The sequence below is a fragment of the Pseudomonas eucalypticola genome (assembly GCF_013374995.1).
GTDB lineage: Bacteria > Pseudomonadota > Gammaproteobacteria > Pseudomonadales > Pseudomonadaceae > Aquipseudomonas > Aquipseudomonas eucalypticola.
Genome location: NZ_CP056030.1, coordinates 5,604,679 through 5,622,100 on the forward strand (window position 1 = coordinate 5,604,679; position 17,422 = coordinate 5,622,100).

Here is a 17,422-nt window from a genome sequence, read left to right on the forward strand (position 1 = left end):
CCGGCCACCTGTGAGGCCGGGCGAAGCTGGGGAATGCACGCTCAGAGCAATTTATCGAGGGTGATGGGGAATTCGCGTACGCGCTTGCCGGTGGCGTGGTAAATGGCATTGGCCACCGCCGCCGCCACACCGACCACGCCAATCTCGCCGACGCCCTTGGAACCCAGCGCGTTGACGATATCGTCCTCTTCCTCGACAAAAATAACGTCAATGTCGCCAATATCGGCCTGAACCGGAATATGGTATTCGGCCAGGTTATGGTTCATGGGCCGCCCCAGCACATGGTCCACCAGCGCCTCTTCGTGCAAGGCCATGCCCACACCCCATACCACGCCGCCCAGGATCTGGCTGCGCGCCATCTTCGGGTTGATCACCTTGCCCGCCGCCACGGCACTGACGACGCGGTTGACCCGCACGCTGCCCAGGTCTTCATCCACCAGCACCTCGACGAATACCGCCGAATGGGTCGCCGTGGCGTAGGCCTCGCGCTTCTTGTCCGGCTCGGCGTCCACTTGCACCTCCAGGAAGGTTTCGCCACCGGCCTCAAGCAGTTCGGCCAGGGCCCGGCGGTAGCCACCAAAATGCAGGTGGCCTTCCTCGAACCGCGCCCGCTCGGGAGTGATGGCGGCGAACGCCGGGTCGACCTGGCGGGCCAGGTCCAGCAAGCGGCCTTGCAGCGCCGCACAGGCCTGCTGCACGGCACTGCCCACCGAGGACACCGTGAAAGAGCCGCCCTGCAGCGGCGCCGTGGGCAAGGATGAGTCGCCCAGCACGAAGCGAACGTTCTCAACCGCCACGCCAGATGCCTGGGCCGCGATCTGCGTCATGACCGTGTAGGTGCCGGTGCCGATATCGGTAGTGGCACTGCTGACCACCAGTTGCCCGTCGGCCGTGAGCCTGGCCTTGGCACTGGCCTTCATCTGCAAGGCTTCCCATACGCCGCCGGCCATGCCCCAGCCCACCAACTGGTGGCCCTGGCGCTGGCTGCGCGGTTCAGGGTTGCGCCGGGCCCAGCCAAAACGTTCGGCGCCTTCGGCGTAGCAGGCACGCAGCTCTTTGCTGGAGTAGCGCTTGTCTTCGTTCTGGTTGCGCTCGGAGAAGTTGAGCAGGCGCAGTTGCACCGGGTCGATGGCCACGGCGCAGGCCAGTTCATCCATGGCGCACTCCAGGCCGATCAGGCCCAGCGCCGCGCCGGGCGCACGCATGTCCAACGGGGTGTAGACATCCAGTGGCACCAGTTGGTAGTCCAGTTCGACGTTATCGCAGTGGTAGAGCATGCCGCTCCACTCCACCACATGCTCGGCGAAGTTCTCGAAGCGCGATGTCTGGCCGATGGCCTGGTGGCCAATGGCGGTCAACTGGCCATTGGCGGCGCACCCCAGGCGCAGGCGCTGGCGCGTGCGCGGCCGGTAGCCGAAGGTGAACATCTGCTGCCGGGTAAGGGTCACGCGCACTGAGCGCTTGAGCAGCAGCGCCGCCATTACCGCCAGGGGCAGTTGATATTGCGGGCGCAAGCCCGACCCAAAGGCCCCCCCCACGAACGCCGCCAGGATCCGCACCTTTTCCTTGGGCAGGTCGAATACCTTCTGTACGTAGGCCTGGCAGTTCTGTGGCCCCTGGGTCTTGTCATGGATCAGCAGGCTGCCGTCCTGCTGATACAAAACGGTACTGGCGTGGGGCTCCATGGGGTTGTGGTATTCGCTGGGGGTATCGTAAGTGGCGTCGATGCTCAACGCCGCCCCCGCCAGGGCCTGCTCGAAATGCCCACGCGGTTTGGGCGTTTCGGCCGGAGCCGGGTGGGCGTGGTCCAGGTCCACCAGCAGGTCGGTCTGGTGCGCCGCTTCTTCGTATTCGATGTGCACCAGGGTCGCGGCGTAGCGCGCCAGCTCCAGGTCGCACGCTACCACCAACGCCAGCGGCTGGCCGCTGTACAGCACGTGGTCATTGTAGAGGGGGCGAAAGGGCGAGCCCGGGGCGGCGTCGGCGTCTTCGTAGGGCTTGTCGTAGCTGGCGATGGCCGGGCGGTTGGTGTGGTCGATTACCGCCACCACGCCTGGCAACGCCAGGGCTGCGGCGCTATGGATGTTCACCACGCGCCCTCGGGCAATGGTGCTGGAGACTACGCTGCCGTACAGCAGGCCATCTTCGGGAAACTCACTGGCGTAACGGGCCTGGCCAGTAACTTTCAGTACACCGTCGACTCGGTCCATGGGGGTTGCGTTCATGAGGGTTGCCCTCCCAGTGCCGCCTGCTCCAGGGCGCGCACCACGGCGCGGCGAACCAGGCGCACCTTGAAGGCGTTGTGGGCCAGCGGCTCGGCGTCACGCACCAGCGCCTCGGCGGCGGCGGTAAAGGTTTCATGGCTGACCGGTTGGCCTACCAGCTGTGCTTCCACGGCGCGGTCGCGCCACGGCTTGTGGGCTACACCGCCCAACACCAGGCGGGCGGCGGTGATGGTCGGGCCGTCCAGTGTCAGCGCAGCGGCCACCGACACCAGGGCAAAGGCGTAGGACGCGCGGTCGCGCACCTTGAGGTAGTGGCTGTGGGCCGCGAACCCTTCTGCAGGCAATTCGATGGCGGTAATCAGTTCGTCGTCGGCCAACTGGTTGTCGCGCTCCGGGTGGTCCGCGGGCAGCCGGTGGAAGTCGGCGAACTCGATGGTGCGTGCACCGGCGCGTCCCTGCACATGCACCACGGCCTCCAGCGCGGCCAGGGCCACGCACATGTCCGAGGGGTGGGTGGCCACACATTCGGGGCTGGCGCCGAAGATTGCATGAATGCGGTTCAAGCCATCGCGTGCCGGGCAGCCGCTGCCGGGCTTGCGCTTGTTGCAGGGCACCCCGGCGTCGTAAAAGTAGTAGCAGCGGGTGCGCTGCAACAGGTTGCCGCCGGTGGTGGCCATGTTGCGCAACTGCGGAGAAGCGCCCGCCAGGATCGCCTGGCTGAGCAAGGGGTACTGCCATTCCACCTGGGGCAACCAGGCCAGGTCAGCGTTGCTCACCAGGGCGCCGATGCGCAGGCCCCCATCGGCGGTGGGCACCACGTCGCGCAGGGGCAGGCCAGTGATATCGATGACCTTGGCCGGTCGCTCGACATTCTCTTTCATCAGGTCCAGCAGGTTGGTGCCACCGGCGATGAAGCGGCTGCCGGGGCCTGCCTGGCCGATGGCTTCTGCGACGCCCGCCGGGCGGCTATAACTGAAAGGGTTCATTGCCCACCCCCTGCGCGCACATCTTCGATCGCGTCGATGATGTTGCCGTAGGCACCACACCGGCAGAGGTTGCCGCTCATCAATTCACGCACCTGGTCCGGGCTGTGGGCCCTGCCTTCCTCCAGCAGGCCCACCGCCGAACAAATCTGCCCTGGGGTGCAGTAGCCGCACTGAAAGGCGTCATGCTTGATGAAGGCAGCCTGCATCGGGTGCAGACCCGCCTCGTCGGCCAGGCCTTCGATGGTGGTCAGGTGGGCGCCCTGGCACATGATCGCCAGGGTCAGGCAGGCATTCACGCGCTTGCCGTCGCGCAGCACCGTGCAGGCACCGCACTGGCCGTGGTCGCAGCCTTTCTTGCTGCCGACCAGGTCCAGCTGTTCGCGCAGCAGGTCCAGCAGGGTGGTCCAGGGCAGCACTTGCAGGCTGCGGGGCTGGCCGTTGAGGGTCAGCTCCAGGGTATGGGTGGTCTCGCTCATGGCAACCTCACGGTGTTCGGCCTGATTCTTGCGCGGCTTCTGCGAGCGGCGTCGTCAAGGCGTACGACTGGGCGGGTAGCACGATCGTTCAGGTGGATTGATGGGTGGCGCCAGCGCTGAAACAGCGATTGCCGTCTAAAACCGACACGCGCATTCACCGCCGGGCAACCATGCTGCTATGATGCGCGGCTTTTTTCGGCCCCTCGGCGAGCATGTGCTTTGCTTGAGGGGTCAATTCATTCACGGCGCCGGGGCGCGCCACGGGGAGCAGGCATGCTGGAAAGGCTGTTTCAACTCAAAGCACATAACACCAACGTGCGTACCGAGATACTGGCGGGCATCACGACTTTCCTGGCCATGGCCTACATCCTGTTCGTCAACCCGAGCATCCTCGGCGAGACCGGTATGGACAAGGGCGCCATCTTCGTGGCTACCTGCCTGGCCGCGGCCATCGGCTCGACCGTGATGGGCCTGATCGCCAACTACCCGATCGCCCTGGCGCCGGGCATGGGCCTGAACGCCTTCTTCACCTACACCGTGGTGCTGCACATGGGGTACACCTGGCAGACCGCGCTGGGTTCGGTGTTCATTTCTGCCGTGCTGTTCTTCCTGCTGTCGATCTTTCGCATCCGCGAATGGATCGTCAACAGCATCCCCCTGCCCCTGCGTTCGGCGATTGCCGCCGGCATCGGTCTGTTCCTGGCGCTGATCGCCCTGCACAACGCTGGCATCGTAGTGGGCAACGAAGCCACGCTGGTCGGCCTGGGCGACCTGAAAAAACCTGCACCTATCCTGGCCACCCTCGGTTTCGTGCTGATCGTGGGCCTGGAGGCACTGAAGGTCCGCGGCGCAGTGCTGATCGGCATCCTGGCGGTGACCATCGTCTCGATCCTGATGCACTTCAGCGAGTTCGGCGGCGTGGTGTCCATGCCACCTTCGCTGGCCCCTACCTTCCTGCAGCTGGACATCAAGGGCGCGCTGAACGTGGGCCTGGTGAGCGTGATCTTCGCGTTCCTGTTCGTTGACCTGTTCGACAACTCCGGCACCCTGATCGGCGTGGCCAAACGCGCCGGCCTGATGGGCAAGGACGGCCACATGCCGAAAATGGGCCGTGCCCTGATCGCTGACAGCACCGCGGCCATGGCCGGCTCCCTGCTGGGCACCTCGACCACCACTAGCTACATCGAGTCGGCTGCGGGCGTGAGCGCCGGCGGCCGTACGGGCCTGACCGCCATCGTGGTAGCCGTGCTGTTCATCCTGGCCCTGTTCTTCGCCCCGCTGGCCGGCAGCGTGCCCGCCTTCGCCACCGCCCCGGCCCTGCTGTTCGTGGCCGTGCTGATGATGTCGGGCCTGGCTGAAATCAACTGGGACGACATCACCGAAGCCGCACCCGTGGTGGTCACGGCCCTGGCGATGCCCTTCACTTATTCCATCGCCAACGGCATCGCCTTCGGCTTCATTTCCTGGACGCTGATCAAGCTGCTGTCGGGCCGCACCCGCGACCTGAACCCGGCACTGGTCATCCTCTCGATTCTGTTTGTCATCAAGCTGGGCTGGTTCAACGCATGAGTACAGTAGTGGACCCGGCGGACTACAGCCGCCAACTGGACGAGAAGACCGCGCGCCTGCGTGAACTGCTGGCGCCCTTCGATGCCCCGGAACCGGCGGTGTTCGACTCGCCACGCGAGCACTACCGCCTGCGCGCCGAGTTTCGCCTGTGGCGCCAGGACGGCCAGCGCCACTACGCCATGTTCGCCCCGGGCGAGAAGCACCAGGCCATCCTGATCGAGGAATTCCCGATCGCCAGCCTGCGCATCAACGAATTGATGCCCAAGCTCAAGGCCGCCTGGCAGGCCAATGAAGCCCTGAGCAACAAGCTGTTCCAGGTGGAGTTCCTGACCACCCTGGCCGGCGACGCCATGGTCACCCTGTGCTACCACCGCCCCCTGGATGCACACTGGCAGGCCGCCGCCGAACAACTGGCGGCCGACCTGGGCGTGAGCCTGATTGGCCGTTCCAAAGGCAAGCGCGTGGTGATCGGCCGCGATTTCGCCGTGGAAAAGCTGGAAGTGGCAGGGCGCACCTACCAGTATCAACAGCCGGAAGGCGCCTTCACCCAGCCCAACGGCACGGTGAACCAGAAGATGCTGAACTGGGCGTACGATGCGTTGGGCCAGCGTGATGACGACCTGCTGGAATTGTATTGCGGCAACGGCAATTTCACCCTGCCCCTGGCCACCCGGGTGCGCAAGGTGCTGGCGACCGAGATCAGCAAGACCTCGGTGTACGCGGCGCTGAACAACCTGGCCGACAACGCTGTGGATAACGTGACCCTGGTGCGCCTGAGCGCCGAGGAATTGACCGAAGCGCTGAACGAAGTGCGGCCATTCCGCCGCCTGCAGGGCATTGACCTGAAGAGCTACCAGTTCGGCAGCGTGTTCGTCGACCCACCGCGTGCGGGCATGGACCCCGACACCTGCGAACTGACCCGGCGTTTCGACAACATTCTGTACATCTCCTGCAACCCGGAAACGCTGGCGGCCAACATCGCCCAGTTGCACGACACGCACCGCATCGAGCGCTGCGCGCTGTTCGACCAGTTCCCGTACACCCACCACATGGAGTCGGGCGTGTTGCTGGTTCGCCGGTAACCGCGTACCACGGGCTTAGCGGCTTTGCAGCCAGCCGCTCAGCCACCGCGTCGCCCTAGGCATGAACACGTAGACCACCAGCAGCACCACGCTCAAGGTGATCACCGTGTTCGCCGCGGCATAGCTGCCCAACCACGGCAACAGCTTGAACACCGGCCCCCACAACCACGGCACCAGAAAACTCAGCGGCAGGATGACCATGAAGGTCACGCATGCCTGCTTCCAACGGGGCGGCGGGGCATTGCCGGCTTCCACGGGGGTGAACCAGAACTCGCGGTCGTTGTTGATCTCGGTCTGGTCGCCGTCGGCCAGCATCGGCCTGGCTTCCTCCACCAGGCGCTTGCGGTCACCGGAATCGAGCCAGGCCTGCAACTGCTCGGTGCCGGCGAAGCGCAGCACGCTGGTGAACAACTGCAAACCCTGGCTATGGCCCCGCATGACATCGATGCCCAGGTGGCCGGGGTAGCCGCGGGCGGTGCCGATGATGCGCCGCAGCCATTCTTCGTAGCGTTGTTCCTGGCCTTTGCTGATACGGTGGCGTACCAGCAGGGTGACCACGCCGTCGGACATTTCGATGTTCATGCTGGACTCCTTTCGCGCTGAGCTTAGTTGACCTGCCGCTGGGGTGCCTTGTGCACCATGGTGTAGGCGTAGTCCACGCCCATGCCGTAGGCGCCGCTGTGTTCGCGCACCAGGTTCATCACCGCGTCGTAAGTGTCCTTGTGCGCCCAGTCGCGCTGGAATTCGAGCAATACCTGCTGCCAGGTGACCGGAACGGCGCCAGCCTGAATCATGCGCTGCACCGACATGTCGTGGGCTTCCTGGGTCGTACCGCCGCTGGCGTCGGTGACGATGTACACCTCGAAACCCTCAGCCATGGCTTCCAGGGCAGGGAAGGTCAGGCAGACTTCGGTCCACAGCGCGGCGATGATCAGCTTCTTGCGGCCAGTGGCCTTCACGGCTTCCACGAACTTGGCGTCTTCCCAGCTGTTCATCGAAGTGCGCTCGATCGGCTTCTGGCCGGGGTTTACGGCCAACAGCTCAGGCCAGATGTAGCCGCTGAAGCTTTCGGTTTCCACCGAGGTATAGATCGTCGGCACGTTGAAGACCTTCGCCGCCTTGGCCAGGCCCACGGTGTTGTTTTTCAGCACCTGGCGGTCGATGGACTGCACGCCAAAGGCCATTTGCGGCTGGTGGTCGATGAGGATCAGGGCGGCGTTGGTGGGGTTCAGCAGTTCGTGCTTGGACATGATGTATTCCTTTTCAACAGGTTCGAAGTAGTGGGAGCTGGACGCTGCCGATCGGGCGTGGGCGTCTGGCGTGTTGATACTGTAAGGTCGTGCATTAGTCGCAACAATCCCATAAAATCGAGACTCATTGATTCCATATCAGGGACACTGATGGACCGTATCGACGCTATGCGCGCCTTCGTTACCACCGTGAATGAAAATGGCTTCGCCGCAGCCGCCAGGGCCATGGACGTGCCGCGCTCGAAAATCAGCAAGCAGATCCAGGCGCTGGAGGAAGACCTGGGCGTGCAGTTGCTGCAACGCACCACGCGTAGCCTGCACTTGACCGAAGCCGGCGCCGAGTACTATGAGGCTGTGCGCGAAGTGCTGGCCTCGGTGGACGAAGCCGAGCAACGCGCTCGCAGCGGGCTTGGCGAGGCACGCGGGGTGCTGAGGGTAAACGCCCCCATGTCGTTCGGCTTGCGCAAGCTGGGGCCTCTGATTGCGCAATTTCACCAGCAACACCCTCAGATCGAGCTGCAACTGGTACTCAGCGACCAGCAGGTGGACCCGGTACGGGGCGGCTTCGACGTGACCATCCGCATTGCCAGCCTGGCGGACTCCAGCATGGTGGCCAAGCAACTGGCCCCGGCGCCACGGGTACTGGTGGCCTCCCCCGACTACCTGGCGCGCCATGGCACCCCCCAGGTGCCGCGCGACCTGACGGCGCATGCCTGCCTGAACTATGGCTACCTGCAGAGCGGGGTCAGCCTGCAACTGAGCAACGGCAAGGACACCCAACGGGTGCACGTGACCGGCCCCCTGCACGCCAACAACGGCGACCTGCTGGCCACGGCGGCCGAAGGCGGCATGGGCATCGCCCTGCTGCCGGCCTTCATCGTCGAGGACGCGCTGGCGGCCGGCCGGCTGGTGGCGGTGATGTGCGACTGGCAGGCACCGCCGATCGGCATCCATGCGGTTTACCCCTCGGCCCGGCGGGTGCCGCAGAAAACCAGGGCGTTCATCGACTTCATGGTGGCGCAGTTGGCGCCCTCTGCTTAAGGTTGCGACTTTCGCTGTAGACCGGGCGAAGCTCGGGGAAACCGCCAGCGCGGTCTTCCAGACCCACCGCACCGCCCTCTTCCCGAGCTGGCGCCCGGTCCCACAGGCGTGGATGGAAGCGCGCGGTTCACCTCTGTGGGACCGGGCGGAGCTCGGGAAACCGCCACCGCGGTCTTCCAGGCCCATCGCACCGCCCTCTTCCCGAGCTGGCGCCCGGTCCCACAGGCGTGGATGGAAGCGCGCGGTTCACTCTGTGGGACCGGGCGAAGCTCGGGAAACCGCCACCGCGGTCTTCCAGGCCCACCGCACCGCCCTCTTCCCGAGCTGGCGCCCGGTCCCACAGGCGTGGATGGAAGCGCGCGGTTCACCTCTGTGGGACCGGGCGAAGCTCGGGAAGCAGCCAGCGCGGTCTTCCAGGCCCACCGCACCGCCTTCTTCCCGAGCTGGCGCCACGAGGGGTAAGGACCATCTGCAAAGATATCCACAACCGACCGCCCGGCGGCGTTGACGGAATGCCCAGCGTTCCCCACAACTCAAAGGCGTCATGACCCTGGCCTAGAGAACTCGGGTCGCAGCGCGGCGTCAGCGAAGCGGGTGGAAGAGCAATCTTCCCCCCGCTTTTTTTTGGGTCTTCACGGAATCTCGGGAAAGTTGTCGCACCACTGCAAATCCACAGCGAGCAAACAGAGCGGATCAGGTGATGTCCCAGGCATAACTGGCCCGAAACGGATGTGGGAGTGGGGGGGGCGCCGAGCCCTTGCCCGGGAAGCGCTGCGCGGGCGGCGCTCGGTTTCAAGGGCGCAGGAAAAACCAAGACATGCATCCGGTGGCCTTGATGCGATTGCAAGACGGGCCGATAGGATGTTCATCGGAGCTCCTGGCTGGGGATTGCATCAAGGCTACTAGGCGCCAGGCGATGTTGTAGTGTCGCTGTCGAGATCGAGCGCCGTCCGTACGGCGCTTCCCGGGCAAGCCCGGTCCCGCATCTGTTTCGGGCCAGTTATGCCTGTGAGATCACCTGGTCCGCCTTGTTTGTCCACTAAAGATCTTCGTAAGCACCACCAACTTTTCCGGCAATCCGTGAAGAACCTTTTTTTTACGCCCGTGATTCAGCCTCCGAACGAGCGTGGAGATAAATTAATTTGACCAAATTAACTGGTTAGTACAATTTATGTACACCTCGCTCCACTGTCTCACACCAAAAATAACAAGGGAGAGTCTCCATGAGCCGTACCGTACTGGTGCTCAACGGCCCGAACCTCAACATGCTGGGTACCCGCGAACCCGCCACCTATGGCCGCGAAACCCTGGCCGACGTCTCTGCCCTGTGTGCCCGCACTGCCGAACAGCATGAGCTGACGGTCGAGTTCCGCCAGAGCAACCATGAAGGCGAAGCCATCGACTGGATTCACCAGGCCCGCGGTCGCTGCGCAGCGATCGTCATCAACCCCGGTGCCTGGACCCACACATCCATTGCGATTCGCGATGCACTCACCGCCAGCGAACTGCCGGTGATCGAAGTGCATATCAGCAATGTGCATGCCCGTGAAACCTTCCGCCACCATAGCTATGTCTCCGGCGTCGCCGTGGCAGTGATGTGCGGTTTCGGCACGAACGGTTATCGGTTGGCGCTTGAACACGTCAGCCACCTGTTGAACAACAAGGGTTAATTCGCAATGTCCCAGAACAATAAAACCAGTGTATTGGCCGGCCTGATTGGCGCTGGCATCCAAGCCTCGCGCACCCCTGCCCTGCATGAGCGCGAAGGCGCCGCCCAGGGCCTGGGCTACCTGTACCGGCTGATCGACCTGGACCAGTTGAAGCTCGACACCAGCCACCTGGAAGAACTGCTGACTGCCGCCCAGCGCATGGCCTATACCGGCCTGAACATCACCTTCCCGTGCAAGCAGGCGATCATTCCCTTGCTCGATGACCTGTCGCCCGAGGCCCGTGGCATTGGCGCGGTGAACACCGTGGTGCTCAAGGATGGCAAGCGCGTGGGCCATAACACCGACTGCCTGGGCTTTGCCGAAGGCTTTCGCCGTGGCATGGACGGCGCCGCCCGTGAGCGCGTGGTGCAGATGGGTGCCGGCGGTGCGGGCGCGGCAGTCGCCCATGCGCTGCTGATCGAGGGCGTGAAACAGCTGACCATCTTCGACGTGGACGCCAGCCGCGCCCAGGACCTGGCCGACAACCTCAACCAGCACTTCCCCGGCAACCGCGCCCGTGCCGGCAGAGACCTGGCGGCAGCGATGAAGGAAGCCGACGGCATGGTGAACACCACGCCGATGGGCATGGCCAAGCTGCCGGGCATGCCAGTTCCCGCCGAACTGCTGCGCAAGGACCTGTGGGTGGCGGAAATCGTCTACTTCCCGCTGGAAACCGAACTGCTGCGCACCGCCCGCGCCTTGGGCGCGCGCACCCTGGATGGCGGCACCATGGCCGTGTTCCAGGCAGTGAAGGCGTTTGAGCTGTTCAGCGGCATCGTGCCGGATGCCGACCGCATGACGGCGCATTTCAACAGCATGAATGGCTGAAGCCGCCTCAATCAAGCACCGGGCGCAGCAGCGCCTGGGCTTCGTAGAGGGCCGGCAGGTAGCGCTGCTGCATGGCCTGGGAATTGAGCCGGGCCACCTGGGTGGTGATCGATAACGCCGCCTTGAGTACGCCCTTGCGATCACGCAGGGGCACGCTCAACACCGCCATGCCGACCTCGAACTCCTGATCGACGATGCAGAACCCCTGCTCGCGCACCCGCCCCAATTCCTCTTCCAGCGCCGCCACCGTCACCTTGGTGTAGGGCGTCAACGGCCGTTGTTCAACGCGCTGCAAGTAGCTGCACAACTCCGCAGGCTGCAACTGCGCCAGCCAGATGCGCCCGCTCGCCGTGCAATACAACGGCAGCCGCGACCCAGGACGGATCGACAGCGACGAGATGTGGCTATAACGACTGCGCACCACGTGAATGATGTCGTCGTCATCCCGGACGCCTACGGACACGTGCTCCTGGGTACTGCGCGCCACCTGCTCGACGATGGGCCGCAGCATGCGCGGTAGCTGGGCGGAATCCACGTAAGCCTGGCCGATGCGCAAGGCCTTGGCGGTCAACCAGTATTCGCGCCCATCGGTCTCGACGAAGCGCTCATGCACCAAAGTCAGCAGAAAGCGCCGCGCGGCGCTCTGGCTCAACCCCGACAGCCGCGCTGCCATGGGCACCGTAAGCCGCGGGTGGTCTTCGCTGAACACCTGCATCAGCGCCAGGCCCTTCTGCAGCCCGGCGATGAGGTCTCGTTCGTGGATAGTCGGTTGTTTCATGGGGTACCCCCGCCCGGATTATTGGCCCGATGATGCGATTATCGCAGTGGCACCGCGAATAACAACCAAAAGCGCCAACAGCCGCGTTGTGGCGCTCGCCGGCCAGCCGCACCATGGGCCCACAACAACAGCAAACGGTCCAGGAGATCGACATGGTTCGCGGCTCGACCCAATTGGTGGCCATACTCGGCACGCCTATCGCCCAAGTGAAATCCCCCGACAACTTCAACCGCTGGTTCGCCGACAACGATCGCGACATCGCCATGCTGCCCATCGACCTGGGGGCCGCGGCGTTGCCGGCGTTCGTCGACACGCTGCGGGCCTGGCAGAACCTGCGTGGCTGTGTGGTGACGGTGCCCTACAAACAGGCCGTGGCGCCCTTGCTCGATGCCCTCACCGAGCGGGCCGCGGCCCTGGGCATGGCCAACGTGATCCGCCGCGAGGCCGATGGCCGCCTGGTAGGCGACCACCTGGACGGCATTGGTTTTCTCAAGGCCGCGGCGGCTCACGGCTTCCAGCCGCAGGGCAAGCGCGCCCTGGTGGTGGGCGCCGGTGGCGTGGGCGCGGCCATTGCCTACGCGCTAGCCGAGCAAGGCCTGGCCGAGCTGGTGCTGGTGGATGTGCGCACCACGCAGGTAGAGGCACTGAAAAAGGTACTGCTCAACGCCTTCCCGACGCTAGCCATACAAAGCGCCTACAGTGAACTGGGCAGCTTTGACCTGGTGGTCAACGCTACACCCGTGGGCATGGGGGATACGGGCCACTTGCCGCTGCCCGACACCGCCCTGGCCAGCCTGCGCCCAAGCACGCTGGTGGCCGACGTGGTCACTTCGCCACCGGTTACCCCTCTGCTCGCCAAAGCCCGCGACTTGGGCTGCCGCATCCAGACCGGCCCGGAAATGGCCCGCGCGCAGATGGGCAACCTGGGCGCCTTCATGGGCGTGACACCCGAAGACGCCTGAGGAGGCCGCCATGAACGCAGCCATACCCGCACAGGGTTGGACTCACCACGTGGACCTGGTGGTGCTGGGCAGCGGCGCCGCCGGATTTGCCGCCGCCACTACCGCGGCCTGCCGGGGCTTGAAGGTATTGATACTGGAGAGGGCCGAGACCTTTGGCGGCACCTCGGCGATCTCCGGCGGCGCCGTGTGGGTCCACGGCACCGACCAGGCACGTGCCGCTGGCGTGCAAGACACCCCCGATGCCGTGCGCCGCTACCTGAAGGCCACCATCGGCCCCGGCTACCGCGCCGACCTGGTAGACGCCTACATCGCCCGGGGCGCCGAAGCGCTGCGCTACCTGGAAAGCCACAGCGAACTGAAATACGCGCTACGGCCCCTTTCCCCCGACTATTACCCCGATGAACCCGGTGGCACCGACCGCGGCCGCGCCCTGGAGATGGTGGAATACGACGGCCGGCAGCTGAGCGCCTGGTTCCAGCACCTGCGCACCCCGCCGCCGGGCATGCTGTTGTTCGGTGGCATGATGGTCAACCGGGTGGATATCCAGCACCTCCTCAGCTTCCGCCGGTCGCCTGCCTCGCTGTGGCACTGTGTGAAGCTGCTGGCGCGCTACGGCAAGGACCGCCTGCGCCACCCACGCGGCACCCGCCTGACCGTCGGCAACGCCTTGATCGCACGCCTGGCCACCACGGCTTTCGCCAAGGGCGCGGACCTGTGGCTGAAGGCCGAACCGCGGGCACTGATACACGAGCACGGCGCGGTCACTGGCGTGGAAGTCGACTATAACGGCCAGCGCTTGAGGATTCAGGCACGCTGCGCCGTTGTGTGCGCCGGCGGTGGTTTCGCCGCCGCGGGCAATGCCGATGGCCTGCGCCCGGGTACCGGCAGCGACCACCTGACCATGTCGCCCGCCAGTAATGACGGCACCAGCCTGGCCCTGGCCCAGGCGGTGGGTGGGCACCTGGGCGAGGGCTTGGCGGCCAATTTCTTCTGGGCCCCGGTGTCCCAGCGCCGCCACGCCAACGGGACGCTGGAACGCTTTCCGCACCTGGTCACCGACCGCGCCAAACCCGGCATCATCGCCGTGAACCGCAGGGGCCAGCGCTTCGTCAACGAGTCCGACTCCTACCATTGCTTCGTACAGGCCATGCAGGAAAATAACAACTCACCGTGCTGGTTGATCGCCGATGCCCAGGCCCTGAACAGCTACGGCATGGGCCTGGCACGGCCCAAGCCTGTGGATAACCGCGCACTGGTGGACGCGGGTTACCTTTACCAGGCCGACAGCGCCGAGCAACTGGCGCACTTGATCGGCGTCGACCCCAACGGCCTGGCCGACACCTTGCGCCAGCACAATGCCGATGCCCTGCGCGGCACCGACAGCCAATTCGCCAAGGGCGGCAACAGTTACAACCGCTCCCTGGGCGACCCTCATCACGCGCCCAATCCCTGCCTGGCGCCGCTGACGAAAGCGCCCTGGTACGCGATCCGCGTGCACACCGGCGACTTGGGTTCGGCCCGAGGGCTGGTGACCGATGCCAATGCGCGTGTGCTCGACCGCCAGGGCCAGCCCATTGCCGGCCTGTATGCCGCCGGCAACGACATGAACTCGATCATGGAAGGCACCTACCCCGGCCCCGGTATCACCCTGGGCCCAGGCCTGACCTTCGGCTACATCGCCGCCACCCACGCGGCCACCCGGCTGCAACGCAGCACCCCTACCCAACAAGAGGCATGACCATGTTCTATGAATTGCGCACCTACACCCTCAAACCCACCAAGCTCGCCGACTGGCTGGCGCTGTACCAGAGCGATGCCCTGGCCGTGCAGACCGAGCACCTGGGCCGCCTGGTGGGTTTCTTCACCACCGAAATCGGCGACGTGAACCAGGTGGTGCATATCTGGGCCTGGGAAAGCCTGGACGAGCGCATGGCCCGGCGCACCGCCATGGCGGCCGACAGCCGCTGGATGGAGTTCAGCCGCAAGAACAAGGAGCTGGACGCCGTGATGAAACTGGAGTCGCGAATGATGCGCCCCACTGCATTCTCGCCGCTCAAGTAGGCCAGGCCCATGAGCGCTCCTGAGCACTACGACTGCGACGTACTGGTCATCGGCTCGGGGGCCGCTGGCCTGGCCGCCGCCGTGACCGCCGCCCACCACGGGCTGAAAGTGATCGTCGCCGAGAAGCATCACCAGCTGGGCGGCACCAGTGCCTGGTCGGGTGGCTGGTTGTGGGTACCCGGCAACCCGCTGGCAGTGGCCGAGGGGCAGTTGGAAACGCCCGGCGCCGTAGAACAGTACCTGCGCCAGCAACTGGCCACGGCGCAGCTGGATGACCGCGTGCAGGCCTACCTCGAACAGGGGCCACGGATGGTCGACTTCTTCCAGCGGCATACCCACGTGCAGTTTTATTCAGGCAGCCGCATGCCCGACATGCATGAAGGGCCGGGAGCCGCCCTGGGCGGCCGTTCGCTGTGCGCGCAACCGTTCGATGGACGGCGGCTGGGGCCATGGCTGCACAGGTTGCGCCCGCCCTTGGACCTGATCAGCCTGGGCGGCATGGGTATCGCTGGCGGCATGGACCTGGGCCATTTCTTCAATGCCACGCGGTCAGTGAAATCGGCGCTTTATGTGGCCAGGCGGCTGGCGCGCCATGGGTGCGGCCGTCTGCTGCATGGGCGCGGGTTGCACCTGGTCAATGGCAACGCGCTGGTGGCCCGCCTGTTGCGCAGTGCGCTGGATTTGCAGGTGCAGGTGCGTACGCACAGCGCAGCCCTGGCATTGTTGGTGGATGGCCATCGGGTAGTGGGCGCGCGCTTGTCCACGGGCCCAGTGCGGGCGCGGTGCGGCGTAGTACTGGCGGCAGGTGGGTTTGCCCATGACAGGCAGCGGATGAGTGAAGTATTCGGGCATGACAACCACCTGTCGGCTGCGCCGGCGGAGAATACGGGGGACGGCATTCGGTTGGGTGAGATGGCTGGCGGGGTGGTGCCTGCCCTGCCCAATGGCGCTGCCTGGGCACCCGTCTCCAGGGTGATGTGCGGCGCCGGCCATACCAGCACGGCCCAGGCTTTTCCCCATTTGATGGACAGGGCCAAACCCGGCTTCATTGCCGTGCGCGACGACGGCCGCCGCTTTACCAATGAAGCCGATTCCTACCATGACTTCATGCAGGCGCTGTTCGCTGCCGACCCTGCCGACCGTCAGCCCCATTGCTGGCTGATCTGCGACCACCGCGCCCTGCGCCGCTACGGGCTTGGGGCCGCACGGCCGTTTCCGCTGCCTACCTGGGGCCTGCGTCGCCGGGGGTATCTGATCAAGGCGCGGAGCGTGGCGCAACTGGCTGAGCGCTGCGGTATCGACGCCGCTGCCCTGCACGCCACGGTGCAGCGCTTCAACCAGCAGGCGCGGCAGGGGCATGACGACGACTTTCACCGCGGCGCCTCGGCCTACAACCGCGCCCAGGGTGAAGCCACGCACCGGCCCAACCCATCGCTGGGCGAGCTGGCGCGCGGGCCGTTCTATGCGGTGAAACTGGAGCCGGGCAGCCTGGGCACCTTCATGGGCCTGGCCACCGACCGCCAGGCACGGGTGCTGGATGCACAGGGCCTGGTGGTTGACGGGTTGTATGCGGTGGGCAATGACATGGCCAGTATCATGGGCGGCCATTACCCCAGCGGCGGCATTACCCTGGGGCCGGCGATGACCTTCGGTCACCTTGCCGGCCTGAGCCTGGCAGCCGACGCCGTCAGGGTTTCAGGTAACGCAGCACCGTGTCGACGATCATCTCGCGATGACGTGCCTTGTTCTGCTCGTCACTGAAATCGATCTGGAAGATCTCGCCGAAGGTGTGCTTGTTCGACACCCGGTAGAAGCAGAACGAACTGATCAGCAAATGCACGTCCAGGGCGTCCAGGCCTTGACGGAACAGCCCTTCACGGGCACCGCGTTCCAGTACCTCGCCCAGGGCGTGCAACACGGTCTTGTTCATGGCGCGGATGGCGGTGGACTGCTTGATGTACTCGCCCTTGTGCATGTTCTCGTTGCACACGATGCGCACGAAATCGACATTGGCGTCGTGGTGGTCGAAGGTGAATTCCACCAGGCGGCGGATACCATCGCGCGGCTCCAGCTCACCCAGGTGCAGGTCCACCTCGGTGCTGCGGATGTCGCCGTAGAGTTTTTCCAGCACCTCGACGTACAACTGCTCCTTGCTGCCGAAGTAGTAGTAGATCATGCGCTTGGAGGTTTGCGTGCGTTCGGCAATGGCGTCTACCCGGGCACCCGCCAGGCCTTGCAGGACGAACTCGGCAATCGCCGCCTGAAGGATATTCTCGCGGGTTTTCTCAGGGTTGTTCTTGCGGCTCTTGCGTGGCGCCGGTTCAGCAGTTTCCACGGAGCGTTCTGTCATTGTTGTCATTCTGGGCTCACGGCCATCGTTAAACAGCGGCAATTATGGAGCGGCCAGCGCGGCGAAGGAAGCCTGCAAGCCCCGGTCTACAACCAAAGGCTTGCA

16 protein-coding genes are annotated in these 17,422 nt (G+C 65.0%); 9 read left to right on the forward strand and 7 right to left on the reverse strand.

Translation table 11 applies throughout. The annotated features are described in order from the left end of the window. Window positions 1–41: 41 nt before the first annotated feature. Genes HWQ56_RS25050 through HWQ56_RS25060 form a run of 3 tightly spaced genes read right to left on the reverse strand, consistent with a single transcriptional unit; the run spans window position 42 to window position 3,687 of the window. A complete protein-coding gene (locus HWQ56_RS25050) occupies window positions 42–2,225 on the reverse strand; it encodes a xanthine dehydrogenase family protein molybdopterin-binding subunit (protein ID WP_176572007.1) in 2,184 nt (727 codons plus the stop codon). After that, the gene (locus tag HWQ56_RS25055) at window positions 2,222–3,211 is read right to left on the reverse strand and encodes an FAD binding domain-containing protein (protein WP_158152579.1); all 990 of its coding nucleotides are present in this window, start codon (window positions 3,209–3,211) and stop codon (window positions 2,222–2,224) included. The genes HWQ56_RS25050 and HWQ56_RS25055 overlap by 4 nt, the downstream gene beginning before the upstream one ends. Continuing rightward, window positions 3,208–3,687 (reverse strand): (2Fe-2S)-binding protein, encoded by a 480-nt coding sequence (locus HWQ56_RS25060; RefSeq protein ID WP_158152578.1) that lies wholly within the window; start codon window positions 3,685–3,687, stop codon window positions 3,208–3,210. Before HWQ56_RS25060 ends, HWQ56_RS25055 begins: the two co-directional genes overlap by 4 nt. Before the next feature lie 273 nt (window positions 3,688–3,960). On the opposite strand from HWQ56_RS25060, the gene HWQ56_RS25065 reads away from it, so the two are divergent. Both HWQ56_RS25065 and trmA read left to right on the forward strand, forming a co-directional pair. Then, window positions 3,961–5,256 (forward strand): NCS2 family permease, encoded by a 1,296-nt coding sequence (locus HWQ56_RS25065; protein WP_158152577.1) that lies wholly within the window; start codon window positions 3,961–3,963, stop codon window positions 5,254–5,256. After that, window positions 5,253–6,338, forward strand: coding sequence for a tRNA (uridine(54)-C5)-methyltransferase TrmA (gene trmA / locus HWQ56_RS25070; protein WP_176572008.1), 1,086 nt, complete (start codon window positions 5,253–5,255; stop codon window positions 6,336–6,338). Before HWQ56_RS25065 ends, trmA begins: the two co-directional genes overlap by 4 nt. 15 nt (window positions 6,339–6,353) lie before the next feature. Here the strand turns inward: trmA and HWQ56_RS25075 are convergent, their stop codons facing one another. Together HWQ56_RS25075 and HWQ56_RS25080 are read right to left on the reverse strand one after the other, a co-directional pair. After that, window positions 6,354–6,920: an antibiotic biosynthesis monooxygenase gene (locus HWQ56_RS25075; RefSeq protein ID WP_176572009.1), complete on the reverse strand. Its 567-nt coding sequence runs from the start codon at window positions 6,918–6,920 to the stop codon at window positions 6,354–6,356. Between the two features lie 23 nt (window positions 6,921–6,943). Then, window positions 6,944–7,588: a hydrolase gene (locus HWQ56_RS25080; RefSeq protein WP_158152574.1), complete on the reverse strand. Its 645-nt coding sequence runs from the start codon at window positions 7,586–7,588 to the stop codon at window positions 6,944–6,946. A gap of 150 nt (window positions 7,589–7,738) precedes the next feature. Between HWQ56_RS25080 and HWQ56_RS25085 the strand changes: the two genes are divergently transcribed. The 3 genes from HWQ56_RS25085 to HWQ56_RS25095 all read left to right on the forward strand — a co-directional run bounded on the left by HWQ56_RS25085 (window position 7,739) and on the right by HWQ56_RS25095 (window position 11,166). Continuing rightward, on the forward strand, window positions 7,739–8,629 hold the full coding sequence (locus HWQ56_RS25085; protein ID WP_176572010.1) for a LysR family transcriptional regulator: 891 nt from the start codon (window positions 7,739–7,741) through the stop codon (window positions 8,627–8,629). A gap of 1,223 nt (window positions 8,630–9,852) precedes the next feature. Next, window positions 9,853–10,299, forward strand: a complete 447-nt coding sequence (gene aroQ / locus HWQ56_RS25090; protein WP_158153528.1) for a type II 3-dehydroquinate dehydratase — start codon at window positions 9,853–9,855, stop codon at window positions 10,297–10,299. A 6-nt stretch (window positions 10,300–10,305) separates the two neighbouring features. Beyond that, the gene (locus HWQ56_RS25095) at window positions 10,306–11,166 is read left to right on the forward strand and encodes a shikimate dehydrogenase (protein WP_176572011.1); all 861 of its coding nucleotides are present in this window, start codon (window positions 10,306–10,308) and stop codon (window positions 11,164–11,166) included. Between the two features lie 7 nt (window positions 11,167–11,173). Here HWQ56_RS25095 and HWQ56_RS25100 read toward each other — a convergent pair whose 3' ends face one another. Further along, window positions 11,174–11,944 (reverse strand): IclR family transcriptional regulator domain-containing protein, encoded by a 771-nt coding sequence (locus HWQ56_RS25100; RefSeq protein WP_176572012.1) that lies wholly within the window; start codon window positions 11,942–11,944, stop codon window positions 11,174–11,176. 152 nt (window positions 11,945–12,096) lie between these two features. On the opposite strand from HWQ56_RS25100, the gene HWQ56_RS25105 reads away from it, so the two are divergent. From HWQ56_RS25105 to HWQ56_RS25120, 4 genes are read left to right on the forward strand one after another with little or no spacing between them, the layout of a single operon-like run. Next, window positions 12,097–12,906: a shikimate dehydrogenase family protein gene (locus tag HWQ56_RS25105; protein ID WP_158153525.1), complete on the forward strand. Its 810-nt coding sequence runs from the start codon at window positions 12,097–12,099 to the stop codon at window positions 12,904–12,906. Between the two features lie 10 nt (window positions 12,907–12,916). Next, window positions 12,917–14,644: an FAD-dependent oxidoreductase gene (locus HWQ56_RS25110; RefSeq protein ID WP_176572013.1), complete on the forward strand. Its 1,728-nt coding sequence runs from the start codon at window positions 12,917–12,919 to the stop codon at window positions 14,642–14,644. Window positions 14,645–14,646: 2 nt separating this feature from the next. After that, entirely contained in the window at window positions 14,647–14,967 is a 321-nt protein-coding gene (locus tag HWQ56_RS25115; protein ID WP_158153523.1) for an NIPSNAP family protein, read from the forward strand. Between the two features lie 9 nt (window positions 14,968–14,976). Continuing rightward, complete coding sequence (locus HWQ56_RS25120) at window positions 14,977–16,728, forward strand: FAD-dependent oxidoreductase (protein ID WP_176572014.1); 1,752 nt, start codon at window positions 14,977–14,979, stop codon at window positions 16,726–16,728. Here the strand turns inward: HWQ56_RS25120 and HWQ56_RS25125 are convergent. Beyond that, window positions 16,655–17,326 (reverse strand): TetR/AcrR family transcriptional regulator, encoded by a 672-nt coding sequence (locus HWQ56_RS25125; protein ID WP_158153521.1) that lies wholly within the window; start codon window positions 17,324–17,326, stop codon window positions 16,655–16,657. The genes HWQ56_RS25120 and HWQ56_RS25125 overlap by 74 nt on opposite strands. Window positions 17,327–17,422: the final 96 nt, after the last annotated feature.

Coding starts and splice junctions, on each gene's coding strand:
- HWQ56_RS25050 (WP_176572007.1), bottom strand. CDS start 2,225: ATGAACGCAACCCCCATGGACCGAGTCGACGGTGTACTGAAAGTTACT.
- HWQ56_RS25055 (WP_158152579.1), bottom strand. CDS start 3,211: ATGAACCCTTTCAGTTATAGCCGCCCGGCGGGCGTCGCAGAAGCCATC.
- HWQ56_RS25060 (WP_158152578.1), bottom strand. CDS start 3,687: ATGAGCGAGACCACCCATACCCTGGAGCTGACCCTCAACGGCCAGCCC.
- HWQ56_RS25065 (WP_158152577.1), top strand. CDS start 3,961: ATGCTGGAAAGGCTGTTTCAACTCAAAGCACATAACACCAACGTGCGT.
- trmA (WP_176572008.1), top strand. CDS start 5,253: ATGAGTACAGTAGTGGACCCGGCGGACTACAGCCGCCAACTGGACGAG.
- HWQ56_RS25075 (WP_176572009.1), bottom strand. CDS start 6,920: ATGAACATCGAAATGTCCGACGGCGTGGTCACCCTGCTGGTACGCCAC.
- HWQ56_RS25080 (WP_158152574.1), bottom strand. CDS start 7,588: ATGTCCAAGCACGAACTGCTGAACCCCACCAACGCCGCCCTGATCCTC.
- HWQ56_RS25085 (WP_176572010.1), top strand. CDS start 7,739: ATGGACCGTATCGACGCTATGCGCGCCTTCGTTACCACCGTGAATGAA.
- aroQ (WP_158153528.1), top strand. CDS start 9,853: ATGAGCCGTACCGTACTGGTGCTCAACGGCCCGAACCTCAACATGCTG.
- HWQ56_RS25095 (WP_176572011.1), top strand. CDS start 10,306: ATGTCCCAGAACAATAAAACCAGTGTATTGGCCGGCCTGATTGGCGCT.
- HWQ56_RS25100 (WP_176572012.1), bottom strand. CDS start 11,944: ATGAAACAACCGACTATCCACGAACGAGACCTCATCGCCGGGCTGCAG.
- HWQ56_RS25105 (WP_158153525.1), top strand. CDS start 12,097: ATGGTTCGCGGCTCGACCCAATTGGTGGCCATACTCGGCACGCCTATC.
- HWQ56_RS25110 (WP_176572013.1), top strand. CDS start 12,917: ATGAACGCAGCCATACCCGCACAGGGTTGGACTCACCACGTGGACCTG.
- HWQ56_RS25115 (WP_158153523.1), top strand. CDS start 14,647: ATGTTCTATGAATTGCGCACCTACACCCTCAAACCCACCAAGCTCGCC.
- HWQ56_RS25120 (WP_176572014.1), top strand. CDS start 14,977: ATGAGCGCTCCTGAGCACTACGACTGCGACGTACTGGTCATCGGCTCG.
- HWQ56_RS25125 (WP_158153521.1), bottom strand. CDS start 17,326: ATGACAACAATGACAGAACGCTCCGTGGAAACTGCTGAACCGGCGCCA.